17 protein-coding genes are annotated in these 19,065 nt (G+C 35.8%); 8 read left to right on the forward strand and 9 right to left on the reverse strand.

Annotated features, from left to right (window positions below; all coding sequences use genetic code 11):
* The first annotated feature begins 422 nt into the window (after positions 1-422).
* The 4 genes from QNJ66_RS20370 (at position 423) to QNJ66_RS20385 (ending at position 5,547) form a co-directional block, all read left to right on the forward strand.
* Positions 423-1,907 (forward strand): IS1380 family transposase, encoded by a 1,485-nt coding sequence (locus QNJ66_RS20370; protein ID WP_300510227.1) that lies wholly within the window; start codon positions 423-425, stop codon positions 1,905-1,907.
* A 415-nt stretch (positions 1,908-2,322) separates the two neighbouring features.
* The gene (locus tag QNJ66_RS20375; protein WP_300510228.1) at positions 2,323-3,912 is read left to right on the forward strand and encodes a serine/threonine protein kinase; all 1,590 of its coding nucleotides are present in this window, start codon (positions 2,323-2,325) and stop codon (positions 3,910-3,912) included.
* Positions 3,913-3,970: 58 nt separating this feature from the next.
* Positions 3,971-4,615, forward strand: coding sequence for an endonuclease III (nth, locus tag QNJ66_RS20380; RefSeq protein ID WP_300510229.1), 645 nt, complete (start codon positions 3,971-3,973; stop codon positions 4,613-4,615).
* 167 nt (positions 4,616-4,782) lie between these two features.
* Positions 4,783-5,547, forward strand: coding sequence for an SDR family NAD(P)-dependent oxidoreductase (locus QNJ66_RS20385; protein ID WP_300510230.1), 765 nt, complete (start codon positions 4,783-4,785; stop codon positions 5,545-5,547).
* Positions 5,548-6,130: 583 nt separating this feature from the next.
* Here QNJ66_RS20385 and QNJ66_RS20390 read toward each other — a convergent pair.
* From QNJ66_RS20390 to trpC, 5 genes are all read right to left on the reverse strand, one after another.
* Positions 6,131-6,661, reverse strand: coding sequence for a tetratricopeptide repeat protein (locus tag QNJ66_RS20390; RefSeq protein WP_300510231.1), 531 nt, complete (start codon positions 6,659-6,661; stop codon positions 6,131-6,133).
* A 94-nt stretch (positions 6,662-6,755) separates the two neighbouring features.
* On the reverse strand, positions 6,756-7,541 hold the full coding sequence (locus tag QNJ66_RS20395) for a transporter substrate-binding domain-containing protein (protein ID WP_300510233.1): 786 nt from the start codon (positions 7,539-7,541) through the stop codon (positions 6,756-6,758).
* Positions 7,542-7,655: 114 nt separating this feature from the next.
* Positions 7,656-8,792, reverse strand: a complete 1,137-nt coding sequence (locus tag QNJ66_RS20400; RefSeq protein ID WP_300510235.1) for a diguanylate cyclase — start codon at positions 8,790-8,792, stop codon at positions 7,656-7,658.
* Positions 8,793-9,716: 924 nt separating this feature from the next.
* Positions 9,717-10,082, reverse strand: coding sequence for a hypothetical protein (locus tag QNJ66_RS20405; protein WP_300510237.1), 366 nt, complete (start codon positions 10,080-10,082; stop codon positions 9,717-9,719).
* 85 nt (positions 10,083-10,167) lie between these two features.
* Positions 10,168-11,049 carry an indole-3-glycerol phosphate synthase TrpC gene (gene trpC / locus QNJ66_RS20410; RefSeq protein WP_300510239.1) on the reverse strand — a complete coding sequence of 294 codons (882 nt, stop codon included), beginning with the start codon at positions 11,047-11,049 and terminating at the stop codon, positions 10,168-10,170.
* 381 nt (positions 11,050-11,430) lie between these two features.
* Here trpC and QNJ66_RS20415 point away from each other — a divergent pair, with 381 nt between their 5' ends.
* The 3 genes from QNJ66_RS20415 (at position 11,431) to QNJ66_RS26255 (ending at position 12,768) form a co-directional block, all read left to right on the forward strand.
* Entirely contained in the window at positions 11,431-11,619 is a 189-nt protein-coding gene (locus QNJ66_RS20415; protein ID WP_007311441.1) for a hypothetical protein, read from the forward strand.
* A complete protein-coding gene (locus tag QNJ66_RS20420; protein WP_300510245.1) occupies positions 11,604-11,897 on the forward strand; it encodes a type II toxin-antitoxin system RelE/ParE family toxin in 294 nt (97 codons plus the stop codon). The genes QNJ66_RS20415 and QNJ66_RS20420 overlap by 16 nt, the downstream gene beginning before the upstream one ends.
* A 715-nt stretch (positions 11,898-12,612) precedes the next feature.
* The gene (locus tag QNJ66_RS26255; RefSeq protein ID WP_366146301.1) at positions 12,613-12,768 is read left to right on the forward strand and encodes a hypothetical protein; all 156 of its coding nucleotides are present in this window, start codon (positions 12,613-12,615) and stop codon (positions 12,766-12,768) included.
* Positions 12,769-13,055: 287 nt separating this feature from the next.
* On the opposite strand, the gene QNJ66_RS20425 is transcribed toward QNJ66_RS26255, so the two are convergent.
* Positions 13,056-13,949 carry a glycosyltransferase family 8 protein gene (locus QNJ66_RS20425; protein WP_300510246.1) on the reverse strand — a complete coding sequence of 298 codons (894 nt, stop codon included), beginning with the start codon at positions 13,947-13,949 and terminating at the stop codon, positions 13,056-13,058.
* 500 nt (positions 13,950-14,449) lie between these two features.
* Here QNJ66_RS20425 and QNJ66_RS20430 point away from each other — a divergent pair, with 500 nt between their 5' ends.
* The gene (locus tag QNJ66_RS20430; RefSeq protein ID WP_300510248.1) at positions 14,450-15,418 is read left to right on the forward strand and encodes a glutathione S-transferase family protein; all 969 of its coding nucleotides are present in this window, start codon (positions 14,450-14,452) and stop codon (positions 15,416-15,418) included.
* A gap of 133 nt (positions 15,419-15,551) precedes the next feature.
* Here QNJ66_RS20430 and QNJ66_RS20435 read toward each other — a convergent pair whose 3' ends face one another.
* From QNJ66_RS20435 to QNJ66_RS20445, 3 genes are all read right to left on the reverse strand, one after another.
* Positions 15,552-16,418: a LysR family transcriptional regulator gene (locus QNJ66_RS20435; RefSeq protein WP_300510250.1), complete on the reverse strand. Its 867-nt coding sequence runs from the start codon at positions 16,416-16,418 to the stop codon at positions 15,552-15,554.
* 308 nt (positions 16,419-16,726) lie between these two features.
* Positions 16,727-17,716, reverse strand: coding sequence for a tetratricopeptide repeat protein (locus QNJ66_RS20440; RefSeq protein WP_300510252.1), 990 nt, complete (start codon positions 17,714-17,716; stop codon positions 16,727-16,729).
* 61 nt (positions 17,717-17,777) lie between these two features.
* Positions 17,778-18,671 carry an RNA polymerase sigma factor gene (locus QNJ66_RS20445; protein WP_300510254.1) on the reverse strand — a complete coding sequence of 298 codons (894 nt, stop codon included), beginning with the start codon at positions 18,669-18,671 and terminating at the stop codon, positions 17,778-17,780.
* Positions 18,672-19,065: the final 394 nt, after the last annotated feature.

Below are 19,065 nucleotides of genomic sequence, written 5' to 3' on the forward strand. Positions count from 1 at the left end.
CAAATGAGGAATTTCTACTTCCTCTGACTAACTATAGAATTCCCAAGATCAATCAAAAAACCTAAAGCTCTTAATATTTATTCACAATTAATTCATCAATATTCCATATTTATACGGTTATCATGATTTTTTAATGCCGGATTAGGTAGTATATTACCCGCATTTCTCACAAAATCTGCAATCGCAAAACAGAGAACCTTTACAGGAAGTGGGTTTGACCAGTGTGATTGTGGATTTCCCTAACCAACAGTCTGTTGTCAGCTTTTTAGTTAAAATTAACCTGAATTAGACGAAGATAAAACGATAAATTAATCACTCATTTTACCCCAAAAAACATCAATATAATCTCTAATAATACTAGATTGATTGAATAAAATATGCTATAATTTAATTATTAAAGCAACTGCCCTCAAACTGATTTAATGAGTCCCCATCATCCTCTAACAATTCGTCAAGCAATCAACTTTAGTAAACAGAAAGGAAAAGAGATGATTGCTAATTTTGATGGAGGACTAATCACTTCAGATGCAGGAATTGTTTGGATAGCTGAGTTAGATAAAAAACTGGGAATTACGGAGAAGTTGGCTAACTGTTTTCAAGATCATCGGCATCCATCTTATGTAGATCATTCGGTTCATCAGTTGTTGGCGCAAAGGCTTTATGGAATTATTTTAGGCTATGAAGATGTCAATGACCATGACAAATTACGCTATGATCCTGCCCTTAAGATAGCCTTAGAAAGACTTGATTGGATTCAATCAAATCAAGGGGTCTTAGCTGGAAAAAGTACAATTAATAGATTAGAATATTGCCCTGAAACTATTCTCAACCAAAAAACGAGTCGTTATCATAAAATAGAAGCCAATTTTGAAGAAATTGGAAAAGCTTTTGTTGAGATTTTTTTAGAGTCTTATAAAAAACCTCCCTTAAGTATTGTATTAGATATGGATGTCACAGATGATCAAGTACATGGTAATCAAGAAGGGGCATTTTTTAATAGTTATTATCACGGAGTATGTTATGCTCCTTTATATATTTTTTGTGGACATCATTTATTAGGAGCTAAACTTCGTTCATCTAATGTAGATCCTGCGGATGGAGCCTTAGAAGAATTACAAAGAATAATCGGATTAATTAGAGAAAAGTGGACAAATACTCACATCCTAGTTAGGGGTGATAGTGCATACTCTCGTGAAGAAATCTTCCATTTTTGTGAAGAACAGCCCCAAGTTGATTATGTGATAGCTATGGGAACAAATAATGTTCTTAAGTTACGGGCATCTGATGTTATTGAAAAAGCAAAACATGAATATGAACAAAAACTAGCTCCCATAACTGAATTAATGGATAGGTATTTTCAGAAAAATGAAGATTTAGAAGAAATCAAAAAAATTGTCCCAATTTCTACTTGGTATCGTTCTATTTGTTACCAAACAGAAAAGACTTGGAGTTGTCAAAGAAGGGTAGTGACAAAAGTTTGCTATGGAAGTGATGGCTTAAAAATTCGTCATGTGGTAACATCTTTGCCCGCTTCAAAAATCCCACCATCAAAACTTTATACAAAAAAATACTGCCCGAGAGGCGAGATGGAAAATCGGATAAAAGAACAACAATTAGACTTGTTAGCTGATAGAACGTCAACTCAAACATTTCAAAGTAATCAACTAAGATTATGGATACATTCCTGGGCTTATGTTCTCATAAATGCTTTTCGTCAAAACTGTTTAAAAAAAACTCTATTAGCTAAAGCAACTGTAGGAAGAATTCGTCTTAATCTTCTCAAATTGGGAGCCAGAATAACTATTAGTTCTAGGCGAATTATTATCGCCATAGCTACTGCTTGTCCTTATCAAGATATTTTAGCAATCGCTAACAAAAGAATTCAAACTATTCCTGATACTGGATAAGTAGAATAAGTTGTATTTTAAAAAAGACAATTATCATAATTTGTTGACTGACTGATACTTTTATCCAGTCCTATTTGTCGTGAAAACAATCAAAAACGAATTCAATTATTCTCTCTTAAGCTTAGTCTTTAGATAATCAAAATTAATTTTTTTATTCATCTGTCTTAAAATTTTCTATTAGTCCTAAAAATTCTCATTTGTCATCTCTTAATTGGGCTTTCAAATTAATTTGTGAGAAATCCGGGAATCCCAGATAGGATCTTTGTGATCTACTGAGTTTGTTTACTGGTCGGGCATTCATCCCTAACCTAAGGGTGGATAAGGTAATTCTGCCCGACATTAGGTTAAAATGTTCGTGATGATATTAGGTAGAATAAAGCTTGATTTGTTTGACTAGGGCAATGGAGGGGATACCTTGTCATTATCATTAATACTCAATAATCGTTATCAAGTTCTTGAAAGCTTAGGAAAAGGGGGGTTTGGAGAAACATTTCTCGCCATCGATACCCATTTACCCTCCGCCAAAAAATGTGTTATCAAACAACTTAAACCTGCGGTTCGCTCTCACATTATTCCTGATTGGTTAAAGGAAAGATTTGCCAAAGAAGCAGCAATTTTAGAAGAATTAGGCGAAAAAAACCCCCAAATTCCTGCACTATACGCTTATTTTTCCGAAGGAGGAGACTTTTATCTAGTACAAGAATGGATCAAAGGAGAAACTTTAACTCAAATTCATCAACGACAAGGGAACTTATCGCCTAAGGAAGTAGAAGAGATATTAATCGGTATTTTACCTGTACTTGATTATATCCATAGTCGTCGCATTATTCACCGTGATCTTAAGCCAGATAATATTATTCTTCGTAGTGAGGATCAAAAACCGGTTTTAATTGATTTTGGTATCGTTAAGGAAACCGTGGCAACAATGGTTCACAGTAATGGCAATACTCCCTATTCTGTGGGACTGGGAACCCCTGGTTATATGGCCTCCGAACAAGCTGCTGGTCGTCCCATCGTCTCCAGTGACTTGTATAGTTTAGGACTCACGGCCGTCTTTTTACTCACGGGAAAAACCCCTCAATATTTAGCTACTGATCCCAATACGGGGGAGGTTTTGTGGCGAAAAGAAGCTCCAAATATTAAGTCTAACTTGGCGGATATTATCGATCGCACAGTTCGTTTTCATCCCCGTGATCGCTTTTCTACTGCCACGGAAATGTTGAATGCTCTACAGGTTTCCCACACCCTTCCCACAGGAGCAACCATAGCTGTTGGCCAACAAAATTTATCTTTAACATCCCCACCAACCTCTACTACTACCACCCCAGAAAACCAACCCCCTTGGGCCTTGTTGGCCTTGGGATCTTTTTTAGCAGCAAGTGCCATCATGGGAGGGTTGATGTTAGGGATCGTTTTAGGGACCAAAGAGCGATCACAACCCACTTCTTCCCCTTCCGTCTTACCTCAGTCTCCAGAAAGAACCCCAACCCCAGAATTTTCTCCACCCAAACCCAGTCCCCGTCGACGGATTAATAATAGGCGATCGCAACCGTCTACTACTCCCACTCCCATTCCAGAAGTTAAACCTACTCCTACTCCTACTATCGAAGCATCCCCCATTCCAGAAGTTGAACATTCTCCCACTCCTACCATCGAAGCGTCTCCCATTCCAGAAGTTAAATCCTCTCCTATTCCAGAAGTTAAACCCTCTCCTAGTCCTACCATCGAAGCGTCTCCTATTCTAAGTCCCATTCCCGAACCCACCAAAGCAGTTCCTATTCCCGTTGAACCACCACCGGAGTCGTCGGAACTTAAAGAGACAAATGAGGAACAATCTTCAAATCCTTCTATCGTTGTCCCTAATATCCCTTCTCAACCTAGCCAAGAAAAACCTTCTCAAGAAGGGGAAAATAATCACAATATACAACAATATTTTGAATCTGACAGAGAAGAAAATAAAGCCAATATACAACAATACTTTGAATCTGAGAGAGAAGAAAATTAGTAGGCATTCACCTATTATAGATGCTTCTCCTGTTAACCTATAAACAAGAGTATTTTTTATGAAAACATTAAAGCAACAAAAAAAAGCCTTAGAAATACTCAGTATTCTTAAACAACTTTACCCTTATGCTACTTGTAGTTTAACCTACGAAACCCCAGTACAATTATTAGTGGCAACTATCTTATCAGCACAATGTACTGATGAACGGGTTAATAAAGTAACCCCTGAATTATTTGCTCGCTTTCCTGATGCGATCGCTTTAGCTAATGCAGATCGAGAAATATTAGAAACCATAATCCGTTCTACTGGATTTTATCGTAATAAAGCCAAAAATATTCAAGGAGCTTGTCAAAAAATTGTTGAAGATTTTAACGGGAAGGTTCCTCAAACAATGGAAGAATTATTATTATTACCTGGAGTTGCTAGAAAAACCGCTAATGTGGTTTTAGCTCATGCTTTTGGTATTAATGCAGGGGTCACAGTGGATACTCATGTCAAGCGTTTAAGTCAAAGATTAGGGTTAACAGAAAAGAGTGATCCTGTTAAAATAGAAAAAGATTTAATTGCTTTGTTACCTCAAAAAGATTGGGAAAATTTTTCTATTCGGATTATTTATCACGGTCGTCAAATTTGTAAAGCAAGAAAGCCCAATTGTCAAGAGTGTAAATTAGCTTTTTTATGTTCTTATAATCTAAAAAATTAGTCTGGGTTTTCATTTGATTCATGAACAGTATAACACAAGCATCTTTATTTTTACAGCCTATAGCAATAAAAATTTTTGTTAGGAATTTTGTTTGTTCTCTTTTTCCCTTTTTCCCTTTCCTTGTTCCCATTCCTTTTAGATATTAAAATAAATATTATCTCTAACTTATGAATAGCTCAAATATACAGCAAAATATTCTCATTGTAGGAGCATCTAGAGGCATCGGGTTTGGCTTTGTTAAAACCCTCCTTAAAGAAAAAAATAATATTAAAGTTTATGCAACCTATGGAAACAAAGAAAACGCAGAAGATTTATTTAAGTTACAACTAGAGTATTCTTCTTGCCTTAATTTATTCCAGTTAGATGTTACTGAAGAAGAACAAATAAACAATTTATCTAGACAATTAAAGCAGGAAATATCTAATCTACATTTATTTATTAATTGTGTTGGATTTCTCCAAAAAGATAATATTAAACCAGAAAAAAGTTTACGCCATATTAATAGCAAAAATTTATTAACTTATTTTCAAGTTAATAGTATTGCTACGGTATTATTGGCAAAGTATTTGTTACCTTTTTTCCGTCATTCTGAGCCTAGTATTTTTGCTGCTGTTAGTGCTAAAGTAGGCAGCATTGGTGATAACTATCTTGGGGGTTGGTATGGTTATCGTGCCTCAAAAACAGCCCTTAATATGTTCCTAAAAAACATTTCTATTGAATATAAACGGACTTGTCCCCACACTGTTGTTGTTGCCTTACATCCAGGGACAACGGATACAGACTTATCTAAACCTTTTCAAAAAAATGTTCCCCCAGAAAAGTTATTTTCTGTAGAAAGAACAGTTAACCAGTTATTAAAGATTATTGATAACTTAACAGAAAATGATACCGGAAAATTCTTTTCCTGGGATGGCAGTCCTCTTCCTTGGTAGTATCATTTTCATCAACTTAGACTACATCAGTTGACCAAACATTGAACATTGAACATTTTGGTTTCAAGCCTCTTCCTTTAGGGAGAAAGAAGTTTGGGAGAGGTTTCAAGCCTACTTCCAAACGAATGTTAAATGATAAATGAAATGACCCCTACCTAAATATACCTAAATATATAATCAGCTTTCTTGAAGTTTTGTAACAAAAATTAAGCTTTTTTCTAAGGTTGATGTTAGTATAAAGACAAGCACAAAGAAGTACACCAAAGCTTCTCAAAAAGGAATCGATTAGAGTTTGTGCTATCTGCTCGGATCGACACAGTGTTTTTAACACCAACATTCAAAAAAGACACGATGGTATTGCCCGCAACTTTTTAGCCTATTTTTTAAAGAGGTGTTAGGGTAAGAGCCATGATCAACACCTGAGTCGGAAAGAGGATGTTGAGTTATTAAAAAAGCATTGTGAGCAAGTATACACTTTAGTTAGTCACTATCTAGCCAATTCATTTAGATTTCTAGGAGTCCATATCCTTTGTACACTGATTAACCCGCCTCCGTAGGCGGGTAACTTGTTGTTAGGATCATGTTATGTTGATGAAACTAGGCGTTTCTTTAATAACTCAGCCCGACGTTTAGCAATCTTATTATTCTCGTCAAATTGCAAAGTTTCCTCGTAGGCTTCAACTGCTTTAGCAATCATTTGCTTTTTCTCATAAGCGTTGCCCAAATTGTTGAGGGCGATGACATAATCAGGATAGAGTTTAATGGCATCTTTGTAATTACGAATAGCCAGATCCAACTGTTCTTGAGAAAAATAAGCAAACCCCAAAGCATTGTACATCAAAGCTTTATTTTCTGGTTCAATTTTTGCTCCGGTTTTGAACCCTTTTTGTAAAAGATTAACCGCTTGGACATATAATTTTTTATCTAGATATAAACTAGCTAACTCATAATACTCCTGTGCAGTTCCTTTTTCGTTTTGTAGCTTTTTCTGTAACTTATAGAACCGATTTTCTGTGCGACGGGTTTTGATAATTTGTAAGAAGAGAAAAATAGCTAATCCCCCCAAAAAAATAACAATCCCTGACAAATAAACAATTGGCAATACTTCACTCATAATAATCCTCGTTCTATCAGAATTGACTTCTGACCTCTGACTTCCCCTCCTGAGAGAGGTTCGGGGTGGTTAGGGTTAGGGTCGGTTTACTTCTTTAAGGAAGTCCCCAATACTCCAGACGTTTAGCCAACCATCCAGACGCTTTCCAACGACCAACAGCTTGATTAACACGACTCCGTAAACTAGCATACTGCAATCCTTTCGGCATAACCACCCCTAAAGCTTCCCCGGATAAACGAACTGGTAGGCGATAATATTGGGGGTATTGCTGTACCCAACCCGTTAAAATGCTATTATCAGCAGCAAAAGCAGCCACTTGTTCTGTCTCAAGTAAAGTCATGGCTTCTTGATAAGACTTAACCCCGATCAGTTTTGCTTGAGGGAGTTGCTCGCGGATAACAGCAATTGTACTCGATCGCTCAATAACAGCAATTTTCGATGCGGAGAGATGATCTAAGGCACGAATGCGTGGATTATTAGTAATGATACCTGTGCCGTCTAAATAATAGTAGGGGCTAAAACTAACTAAACGTCTGCGAGAAGCATTAATAGTAACTCGGGCGATTGCTAAATCGACCTCTCCATCAATAACTTTTTGCAAACGTTCTTGATTACTAACTGGTTGTAAAATGAGAGCTTGAGGATCACCTAAAATATCTTGAGCTAACTGTTTAGCAAGATCGATTTCTAACCCTTGTAATTGGTTTTCTTGGTCTAGAAACCCGAGAGGACGAATATTATCTTTAACAGCAACAATTAACTTTCCTCTTTCTTTAATTTCTTCTAGGGTAGCAGCAATCACTAGGTAATTATTGCCTAAATTTAAAAATACAGCAAAGGTAAGAATTGAAACTAACTTTCTAGTTAAAGTATTAAACATTTAAACCAAGAATACAAAATAACTTATTAATTAAAAATTGATAATTCAATAATTTCGGTTTCTTTTATTTTAAGATAAGGTAATTATTCATTATCCATTATCCATTGCGAACAACTATTGACTAAGTTTTAACTTGTCATTGTGCATAATGGCTACTTGATTTCTGCCATTCTCTTTAGCTGCAAAAAGAGCCAAGTCAGCCCGTTTAAGCAAATCATCCATTTTTTCGTCTTTGGGGTCATAGGTAGCTACGCCGATACTCACAGTAATCTTAACAGTTGGATAGAAGAATAGAATACCAGCCATAGGATTAATTTCTCTAAGAACTAGTCCAATAATCGGGATGGTATGAAGCGGTAATGTCTTTTTTACCAGCAAACTTTCTTTAGGCATGGCTTTGCAAACACGCTGGGCCGCTATATAAGCTCCTTTTAAATCAGTCTGGGGCAAAACAACAACAAATTCTTCTCCCCCTAATCGCCCTAAATGTGCTTCTAAATCGCTTTGTTGAGTTAGGGTTTCTAATTGTGCCAAACGGGCTTGTTGTTTTAAGGCTTCTTCTTCGGTTTTCAGTCGCCCAATATAGTCTACTTTGCGAAGACAATTGAGGGTAACATTGACCATCATTTTTAGAGCTTCATCTCCTATATCATGACCATGAGTATCATTAATTGTTTTAAATTTATCAACATCGATCATCAGTACTGAAAAAGGAGAGTTATAGCGTTTACTAAGGGAAAATTCTTGTTTACCAAAGTTAAAAATTGAACGACGGTTAGGAATACCTGTTAATTCGTCTGTAGCTGCAATACGCTTCATTTCTTCGTAGGCTTTTTCTAATTCATCTTTAGTTCTTTTTAGGTCTAAATGTATTTTAATCCTCGCTAAGAGTTCGGGAGTTCTAAAAGGTTTTGTTACATAATCAACTGCACCGGCTTTAAAGGCATTAAGTAGATAGTTACTTTCGCTGGCAGCCGTTAAAAAAATGACAGGAATCTGCGCTGTATTTTCATCTTCTTTCAGTTTTTTGCATACTTCAATCCCGTTGATTTCTGGCATTATTAAATCTAACAAAATTAGGTCTGGTTCTGTCATTTTCACCCGTTCTAATGCTTGTTTACCTGAGAGGGCAAAAGTGGTTCCATAACCATATGTATCTAGAATTTCAATTAATAATTGTAGATTTTTGCGCATATCATCTACAACTAAAATTAAGAATTGTTCAGGATTAAAAGGTTCTAAAATTTTCATTTTTTTTATATAGTTAAGAAACAGGTTTAGATTAACTTACTATTTTAATGATCACACTAAATCGGGAAAACTTTATAGAGTTTTAGCTAAGTTATCACTATTAAATTCTTGCCCTCATTGCCGTAAGCATTCCGTAAATTCACGTAAATCTTTGGTGATCATAGTCTTTTTTAAATCATGCCATACTTTTGCCTATTCTTGGTTAAGTTTTTCTGATAATTCAGGAGATGTGGTTATTTGTATGGAGAATAAACTATCAAGATTATCTTGAAAGGTATAAAACCAGACTCATCAATATTAACTTCAGTAATTTGATTTTTTTGTGGTAGTGGCTAATTTTTCCAAGGAAATAATATTATTAATATTTATTCCTTTTAATGTCTCTTCGAGTTGCTTAGTTGTTGGATAAGCATCCACAATTATACCCTGAGCATTAGTAATGTAAATTTTTATGAAACCATGTGAATTTTTTTAAATTAATGCTAATGCTTCAGTTTTTTCTAACTCTGGTAACTTAGATAATTTTAAAGCTAAAGTTTCCAGTCCTTGGAAATTTTGTTTATATCAACTGTTAACATTCTTGCTAATAGCTATGCTGATAGTTTCAATTTCTGCTTAAATTTCCGCTTCAATAAACTTCAGACTTTCTCTTCTTTGTAATATGGTTAATAGCAGACTAGGAAATTAAGAGGGAAAGAATACCATAATATCGAAGATTCCCCATTTATCTAATTTTTTAAATTAAAAACAGTTATAATTATTTTCTATCTTAACAATTGATTATTCACAATTAATAGTTGCTAAATTTAAGATTTATTTCTTACTTTTGTTCTATAAAAATAGGCTTTTTTACCTTTAAATTGCCAGAAAAAAGATTAATAAAGGGAAAATGAGCAATCACCAACCCATTAAACCCTTAAAACTTTAATTGTGATGTTGATGATGATCGCCATGATCTTTATGATTATCATGATTATGGGGTTCAGAACGAATTTCTACAGGCCCAACTTGCCATGTACCCAAATTAACAACAGACATAGTTTCTAAACCAAACGAAACCACTCCCATACTCACTAACCCTGTAGCGATGGTTCCCATGGCCACCGTCCCAAACGAGATTAAACCCATAGGAACAAAACCGATAGCAACAATACCCATTGGTGCAATCCCAATAGCAATATAACCGGTTGGGGTAATACCAAAAGAAATTAGTTTTTTTGGCTTTCCACCACCACATTCTCCTGTCGCTTGGACATCAATTAAATCATCGGGTTTAAAATTAGTTGCCATTATGGGTTAGTATGAAACTCTTCTTAGGAACTTCATTCTACTAATGACTCCTATGAATGGTCAAAAGACAGTGTGTCAAACTTATTTAAGAAAATAATTCAACGATCGCTTGGGTTGGGTCTGGTTGTTTAACTAAAGATTCTCCGATCAAAACAGCCTTAGCCCCTGCTTCTTTCACCTGTTGTAAGTCTTGGGAAGTATGGATACCGGATTCACTAACAATATAAATACCTTTCTCCTTTATCTGCTCCCGACGGGCGTTTAATAACTCTTTAGTTGTGTCTAAAGTAACCTCAAAAGTTTCCAGGTTACGGTTATTAATTCCTAGTAAAGAAACCCCGTCAATAGCCAAAACCCGATCCATTTCTGCTAAAGAATGAACCTCCACTAAAGGAGTCATCCCCAAAGAACGAATAATTTTAATAAAATACTGTAAATCTGAATCTTTAAGAATAGCAGCAATTAAGAGAATAGCATCAGCCCCTTTAATCCTAGCTAAATAAATTTGATAAGGATAAATAATAAACTCCTTACATAGCAAAGGAATATCAACCGCTTCACGTACTAAAGACAGGTTATCAAAACTCCCTTGAAAAAATTTACTATCCGTTAACACCGAAAGACAACTTGCCCCCCCTTTAACATAAGCTTGGGCGATGGCCACCGGATCAAAATCCTCTCGAATCACACCCTTAGAAGGGGACGCTTTTTTCACCTCCGCAATCAAAGCAGGTTGGGTTTTTCCTTGGCTAATAGCCCCCAAAAAATCTTTAGCTGGTGGCACATTTCTTTCTTGCTTACGTAACTCCAATAAAGAAAGACGTTCCCGCATCCGTTCCACTTCCTTTTCCTTATGCCAGACAATTTCTTCCAGAATATGGTTAGCTTGTCCATTGGGATCAGGCACTTGGTAACGTAAAATATCGACTTCTACAGCTGGGTTGGGGGGTCGTCGTCTAATTTGCATGGACTTTGTTAAGGAAAGTTAAAAAAATAATTCAGATTTCTAGCTATCTAGGGTATTGTATCTATAATTGCCGTCCCCTTACCAGAGGCTTGAGGAAGTTTCCCGTAAATCCGGTGAGGGAAGTTACGAAGAAGGGCGGCTAAGATAAAAAAAGATTTTCTATTATTTTGTGCGGTCGGGCAGCCCCTGTTCACCCATAGAAACCAGAAAAGGTGATCCCCGGAACCTCCTTAGTAAGGGAGGAATCAAAGGGTTGATCGCCTAGTTAAGAGGTAATCTGAAAAAAGCAAGAATCTTGCGTTACAATCTATGATTTAACGGGAGAGTGTCCAATAATCCGATATTATCCCTAACTTTATAAAGATTAAGTCAATCACCCCTATGAATACCATTAAAGAAAAAATCCAATCGATCTTGAATCAATTACCAGATGATTGTTCAATTGAAGATATCCAGTATCATTTGTATGTTCTTGAAAAAATCCGTCAAGGATTACAGGTCGCTGAACGCGAACCCATATTACAACAAGAAGAAGTCGAGGGACTACTAAGTAAATGGCTTATCGAGTGATTTGGTCTTCTAAAGCAGTAGAAGATGTTGATTCCATTGCGACCTATATCGCCCGTGATTCTCCTTCCTATGCTGCTGCGGTAGTACGCCAGATTTTGGATGCTACCAATCAGTTGGAGGATAATCCGTTAACAGGAGAGTTGATTGCCGAAGGGGATAACGAGACCTTTCGGGATCAACCTGCATATACTTACCGTGTCATCTATCAAGTGGATGGTGATACGGTAAAAGTGGTGGCGGTGGTCCATACGAAACGGTTATTAGGTCTCACTGAATGATGCAAGATCAAGACATTCACGGTTTAATTGAGGGAGTACAAAAGGCTGATTCTGCTGTGGGGTTACTCATGGCAGTTCCGTCTTTGACTTTGAGTGGTCATCGAAAATTTAGGTAGAAACCCGGTCCTTTTAGGACGGCTTTATATTTTGCATGATATAGTTGAAGAGCCGAAAAGCGAAAACCAAGCAGTAGGCAAAGCACCTTGAAAACTGGATATATAGGGTTCTGTACATAAAAGCTTGTACAGGTAAAATATCTAAGCAGCAAGTACAAAAAGCTATTACAGCTAACCGTACCGATGGACTGTCGGGATCGGCTCTCTGAAATGGGGGTGAAAGTCTGTGGACTCTGTGTAAGACAGTACATGGTTTTTAACTATGGTATGCAACGGTGAATGAAACAGAAACTTAAATCGTGAGGTTTAGGAATCACCGCCGTTTTACGGCGCGTGAGGATGTCAAGAAAAAGCAATCCCCACCCCCCACCTTAATAGAGGTAATCTATGAAGCAACTGAACAGTTGTTAAAACCTAATAACAAGATAGCTGCTATCGACTGAGGTGTAGATAATTTGATGGCTGTAACTTCAAATCAACCGGGTTTTATCCCTTTGTTTATTAATGGCAGACCATTAAAAAGCTTAAATCAATTCTATAACCAACGTTGCTCAAAATTGCAAACCCTACTTAAAAGTAATGGATAAAGTTCCCAAAGAATTCGTCGTCTGACTAGATATCGAAATCAAAAAATCGATGATTATCTTCATAAAGCTAGTCGTTATCTTGTGAATCTTTTGATTTCTGAAGAGATTACAACATTAGTAATTGGCTATAATCCAGGTTGGAAACAAGAAGGGGAAACCCACCCCTAACCCCTCCCAGGAGGTAAGAGGGGAGAAAAAAGTTGAGAAATAAGATTATTTAGCTTTTAAATTGTTCATAATTGGCTATTTAAGATTATATCTAGCTATTATTCCTTCTGCTGATATCTTGCACCAGTACAGGAAAACTCAACAACAAAAGAAACTTTCATAAATTCTCAAGTAGTTACAGTCAAAATAAATCCTGTTCCCCGTTCCCTGTTAAGAAGTTCCCTCTCTAAACTAGCTACTTTTATCGAAGGTGCAAGATGTCAGAATAGTCCAGAAAGGAGAGAATATCACAGCTTTTTTAAAATATATCCAATTTGCTGAAAAATTTTTTGTAACTTGGGTTTTGACCATAATGATTTCTGTAAATAATCATCATATATATCTTTTCTTTTATCAAGAACCCAAAAATACCAAGGTTTTCTACCACCAACAAAATGAATTATCTTAGCATTATCAAAATCAGAAGTATTATTCAGTTTTTGAGTTTTTTTTCGGGTCAAATCCACTTCCATATTCCATTTTCTATCAATCGTTACAAAATTACCACCAATGATATTATTCAAAGCAGTTTGATCCCAAAATCGTAACTTGTCTTTATTTTCTCTAGCCCAATCTAATACTTTTGTGGATATTTTTTCATTTCTCCATTGTTCCAAGTTGAGAACCATAACTCCACTGTTGAAATAACGTTTTTTTCTTGCTCCTTGAGCAGCGAGAAAATAATTATCAACGTTAACTTGATAAAGTTCTTCTAGAGAAGATTTCACTACAATATCAGAGTCTAAATAAATAACTTTATTAATATTTTGAGGAAGAATATCAGGTATCATCAATCTATAATATGCTGCTTTGGAAATATGACCCGATATTTTAACATCTTTAAGCTTATCTGAATCCTCTATGGTATAACAATCAAATGAACATTTATAATTTTTACTGAGAGAATCTAATTTTTGTTTTAATTCTTTTTCTATAATATCCGTTATGATATATACATTAATATTATTTTCTGTGTTATTTAATAACATAGAAGTTAATGCTACACCAAAATGCTGTTCATAGTTTTTATCAAAACAAAACACCACATTCATATGTAATCTCCTAAATATATAAATGGAAAATGACACATTCATTATAGCTTTGAATATAGCCTTGTTCTCATTATCAGGGATTTGTACCATAAATTTTTTGTTGTTAGACAGAGAGGTTATCTAATATCTAACGGCGATCGCAGCTAAGATGAAATCCTGTTCAATAGCATACCTTAAACTTAGGTTGGCAGGGGAAGCGGGGGAGGATGGTATTTACCATAGCAGTTTTAACGTTTACTAATTAGGCCGATTTCATATAACAAGTCAGAAAGAGGCAGGAGTTGAAAGGCAGAAGGCAGGAGGTTTATTGTTTGGAGGGAGCTTGCACTCCCACCAAATCCCTTCCGTCTTAAAAGACGGGGCTTGTACCCAGAGGGGGAAGGGATGAAGAAAAACCCTCCTGCCTCCTGCCTCCTGCCTCCTGCCTCCTGCCTCCTGCCTTCCGAGGCAGAAGCCTCGGTCACATTTTGTTGAATTGTCAATTTTTAGTGGACAATACGTTGATAAAATAACCTATTCTCTTTTTTCAAGAAACAATCTATCCTGAGAGATGTAGAGAAAAATTTAATAAAATATTTTGGAGAAAAATTATGGGTCTGTTAATTGACGGTATTTGGCATGACAAATGGTACGATACCAGCAAAACCGAGGGGCGGTTTGTTCGTCAAGCTTCTCAGTTTCGTAACTGGATAACTGCTGATGGAAGTCCAGGCCCCACTGGTAATGGTGGTTTTAAAGCGGAAAGCGATCGCTATCATCTTTATGTTTCTTTAGCTTGTCCTTGGGCCCATCGTACTCTAATCTTTCGGACTCTCAAAGGACTCGAAGAAATGATCTCAGTCTCAGTGGTTCATTGGTATATGGCTGAAAATGGTTGGACTTTTGAACCAGGGGAAGGGGTAATTGCTGATCCTTTGTTCAACTCTGAATATCTCTATGAAATTTATACTAAAGTTGATCGAGAATACACTGGTCGGGTTACAGTACCGATTCTTTGGGATAAACAGACTCAAACCATTGTTAATAACGAATCTTCGGAAATCATTCGGATGTTTAACAGTGCTTTTGATCAGATAGGTGCAAAACCAGGAGACTACTATCCCGAACCCTTGAGAAACAAGATTAATTCTCTTAATGAACGTATTTACAATACTGTCAATAATGGGGTCTATAAATGCGGTTTTGCTACCACACAGACGGCTTATGAAGAGGCTTTAAAACCTTTATTTGATAGTTTAGATTGGCTGGAAGAAATACTATCTAAGCAGCGTTATTTGACGGGAGAACAAATCACCGAAGCGGACTGGAGATTGTTTACTACTCTAGTAAGATTTGATCCTGTTTATGTGGGACATTTCAAGTGTAATCTACGTCGCATTGTTGATTATCCTAATTTATGGAATTATTTGAGGGATCTTTATCAAACACCAGGGGTTGCAGAGACGGTGAATTTTCTTCACATTAAGGGACATTATTACGAAAGCCATAAAACAATTAATCCCACAGGTGTTGTTCCCCTTGGTCCAGAAATTAATTTTATGGAACCTCATACTCGATAGTTGTTTAATTAATCAATAAACGTCAGATGGGCAATGTTTAAAATAGTTTCTGAATAAGATTTCTCTATTAACATTGCTCACTGTAGAACTATAAAAAAATGCTCATAAAGATATATTAATTAAAACGTTATAATTATTTAAAACACTCTTGTAAAAATTGTGTAAATAATTGAATCTTGGTTGACAAATGACGATTAATAGGGTAAACAATTGACAAGGTTAATTCAGGAAGTTTATAGTGAGATAAAATAGTTTGTAATTCTCCATTTTTTAAAGCTTCTTCAACAATAAAAGTCGGTAAAATAACAATTCCTAATCCTTTGATAGCAGCATCTCTTAATACTTCGCCATTATTACAACATAAAACTCCTTCAACAGATACTTTTTCTTCTTTTTCTTGCTCAATAAATTCCCATTGACCACCACTGGATAAATAACCATAATGCAAACAAGAATGATGTTTTAAATCTTTAATTTTTTCAGGAATTCCTCGAAGATTTAAGTAACTGGGAGCAGCACAAATAACACGAGGAATAATAGTAATAGGATTGACTACTAAACTAGAACTATCAGGTAATGAACCAATGCGAATAACTAGATCGTAACCTTCACTAATGGGGTCAACAAAACGGTCTTCTAAGGTCAATTGAATTTTTATTTTTTCGTATCTGCTCATAAATTCTGCTACTTTAGAACCTAACACGGACATACCAAAAGACATGGGTGCATTAATTCTCAAAATTCCTTTCGGTTCCCTGTGTTGCTCCGAAACCGCTAATTCTGCCTCTTCTACACTACTAAGAATATCCAAGCATCGTTTATAAAACGCTTTCCCAGTATCTGTGGGGGTGACTTGACGGGTGGTACGATAGAGCAATTGCACCCCTAAATGATTTTCTAGCTGAATCACCAGTTTATTGACGCTAGAACGGGATAGGTTCATTTTTCTGGCTGCTTCTGCAAAACTCCCCTTTTCTACCACTTGGGTGAAGGTGTACATACTCTCGAATTTATTCATGATTGTCAATTTATTAGATACAATCTATCGTTAAATTGTATATTGTATTTCAATAAAAAACAATTCATAATAAAAACAGTCAATCTCAACCGAGATTTGCGATCGCCAAATTTCCCAAAAGATGACTGCAAAAAATTTACTATCAAGGAGCAAGGAGCTTCAGAATTTTGAAATAATACTAAATCCTGTTCTCATACCTGCCTTATCAAAATAATCTAGATTTTTAGCACGAATTATTTTTGCAAGAGGTCTAAAATGAAATTTTCTGTTGAATATTGTTGGGCATTTAATTACGATTTTCTCTCTTGTTCTAGTTCTCCTCTAACCTGATAATAATAAGCTTTTAACTGGTAACCTGAGGTTGAATTGGGAGCGAGTTTTAAAAAACTATTGATGAGTTGTTTTGTCTGTTTTCCTTCTGTCCCTAAAACAAGTTTAATTCGGCAACGATATTCTATCTGTCGTTTGAGAACTTGATAATTTAATGGTGCTAAAGTGATGGCTTGATTTAATATTTTTTTTGCTCGTTTGTTCCATATATTATCGATAAACTCAAGGGAGTTACTTTCGCTTTCTCTCTTTTGTTCCTGAACAAAAAAGTTGTGGTGGGATGGCACTTTATTTTGCTCTTTTCCTAATGCTATAAGAGTATCATAAATATTAATTAGGGCAATAATGTCATCAGGATAGCGGGATAAAATCGTTTCAAATGCTCTTAAGGCATCAAGATTATTTCCTATGGCTCTTTGAACTTGTCCCAAGGCTAACCAATGGGAGGGGTTTAATGGTTCTAAGGTAGTCGCTTTATCGAAGGCTTCAACGGCTAACTGAAAATTATGACGACACACTTCTATTAAACCAATAATATGAGATTGCGTCGCTAAATTAGACTGAGTAACATTCGATGATGTTGGGGTCGAAAAATTGAGATTAGAAACCTTAGACAAGGCACTTTTATAGACTTCTATGGCTTCTTTTTCTTTCCCCATTAATTGTAAAATCTTCCCTAATTTTAATTTGACTGGAATCAATTGGGGTTGTCGCTCAATCACGAATTTGTATTCTTCAACAGCTTCAGTCCACTTTCCCATAGAGTAAAGCAAATCAGCTAATTCTAAGCGTTTTTTCCATCCAGAAGGATATTGTTTAACATACTTGGTTAATGTTTTTAGTTTTTGTGCTTCTCTGACTGGTTTAGAGGATAAGACTAAGTTAATATTGACTTCTACTCCTGAAGCTTGGGATATGGTAAAAGAGCGAGCGAAAGTATTTTGAGACATAAGGCTGTTACCTGATAATTTAGGTTAATATTGATTTTTCCTCATTAAGTTTTGTCTAGGGTTATAGAGCCAACGAAAGTGTGTCTAGACATAAGGCTGTTACCTGATAATTGATGAGTTCTATGGGGTATTCCTGATAGCAGTTTGTATTAGTTTTATGACACTCCTTAGTTGGAAAAGAGTGAGGGGATAAGGCGATATTCATAACTTTTGTACCTGGGTAATTGGAAACTTGATTTTGTTGGTATTTTTTTGATATTTTCTCTGTTGCCAGTTGATTTTTCACAGGGGTATTCACTCCTGAAAAATATTTATTTAACTGCTTTTGTAAAATAATTCGACCTTGTTGAATTCGTTTATAAACGTTATCCTTGGAAAGCATTAATCTTTGAGCAATATCTGCATAAGAGATTTGATAGTAATAATAAAGACTCCAAACATCTCGGAGTCTAGGAGGAAGGGAATTTATAGCTTGCTGGATACAAATTTTTAGCTCATCATTAAGAATAACTGATTCAGGAGAATCTGAGTTAGAAGCAAGGATGTTGGGATCTGTTACGGCCATTTCTTCAATGCTGTCTGTATTGTTGGCACTTCTTTGACGTTTTCGATGAACATCAACGCAAAGATTATGAGTCATACGAGTTAACCATGCTTTGGGATTAGTAATTTTAGAAGCGTAGTTTGGTAATTTTTCCCATGCTTTTAATCTGGCCTGACTTAAGGCTTCTTCTGCATCTATCTCATTACCTCCCATCCACATTTGACAGCGACGGTAAAGATACTTTTCGTAAAGTAACCATAATTGCCAAAAAGCTTGGGGATTTCCTTGAATAATGCTTTCTAATAAATACTGTTCTTTTGACTCTATTGTTGTTACCAATATATCTCTGTTTAATTCAATAGAGCTTTTTTGATCAGTCTTTAGGTCATAGGAAATAGCTGCGGGTAACATAAGTTCTTCCTTGGAGCGATAATGTTTTTAAAGGCACTCTTGCATCAGTTTAAGAGTGAAATAGGGAGTTTTTCTGGTGTGATAGCACACCCATCAAACCGCTTTGGTTAAGGAACAAGGTAAGGGACTCTGTGGTTGTTGGTTTAAAAAACAGTAAATAAACTTTTTGTTTAAACAATCATTACAACTTTTATTAACTCTAAGCATAGAGAATAAAACGATATTATTTCAATCTATAAAGTTAATAACTTTATAATATAAAAAAGAAGGATAAAGGGTAAGCTATTAAGCATCTAAATTACTATACTAGACAGACGGGGAGACGGGGGGAAAGGGAGACGGGGAGAGGGGAAAGCTAATTTGTTGCTTAACCTCATGATGTGCGGTTTAAATG

This window comes from Crocosphaera sp. (assembly GCF_030064895.1).
Taxonomy (GTDB): domain Bacteria; phylum Cyanobacteriota; class Cyanobacteriia; order Cyanobacteriales; family Microcystaceae; genus Crocosphaera.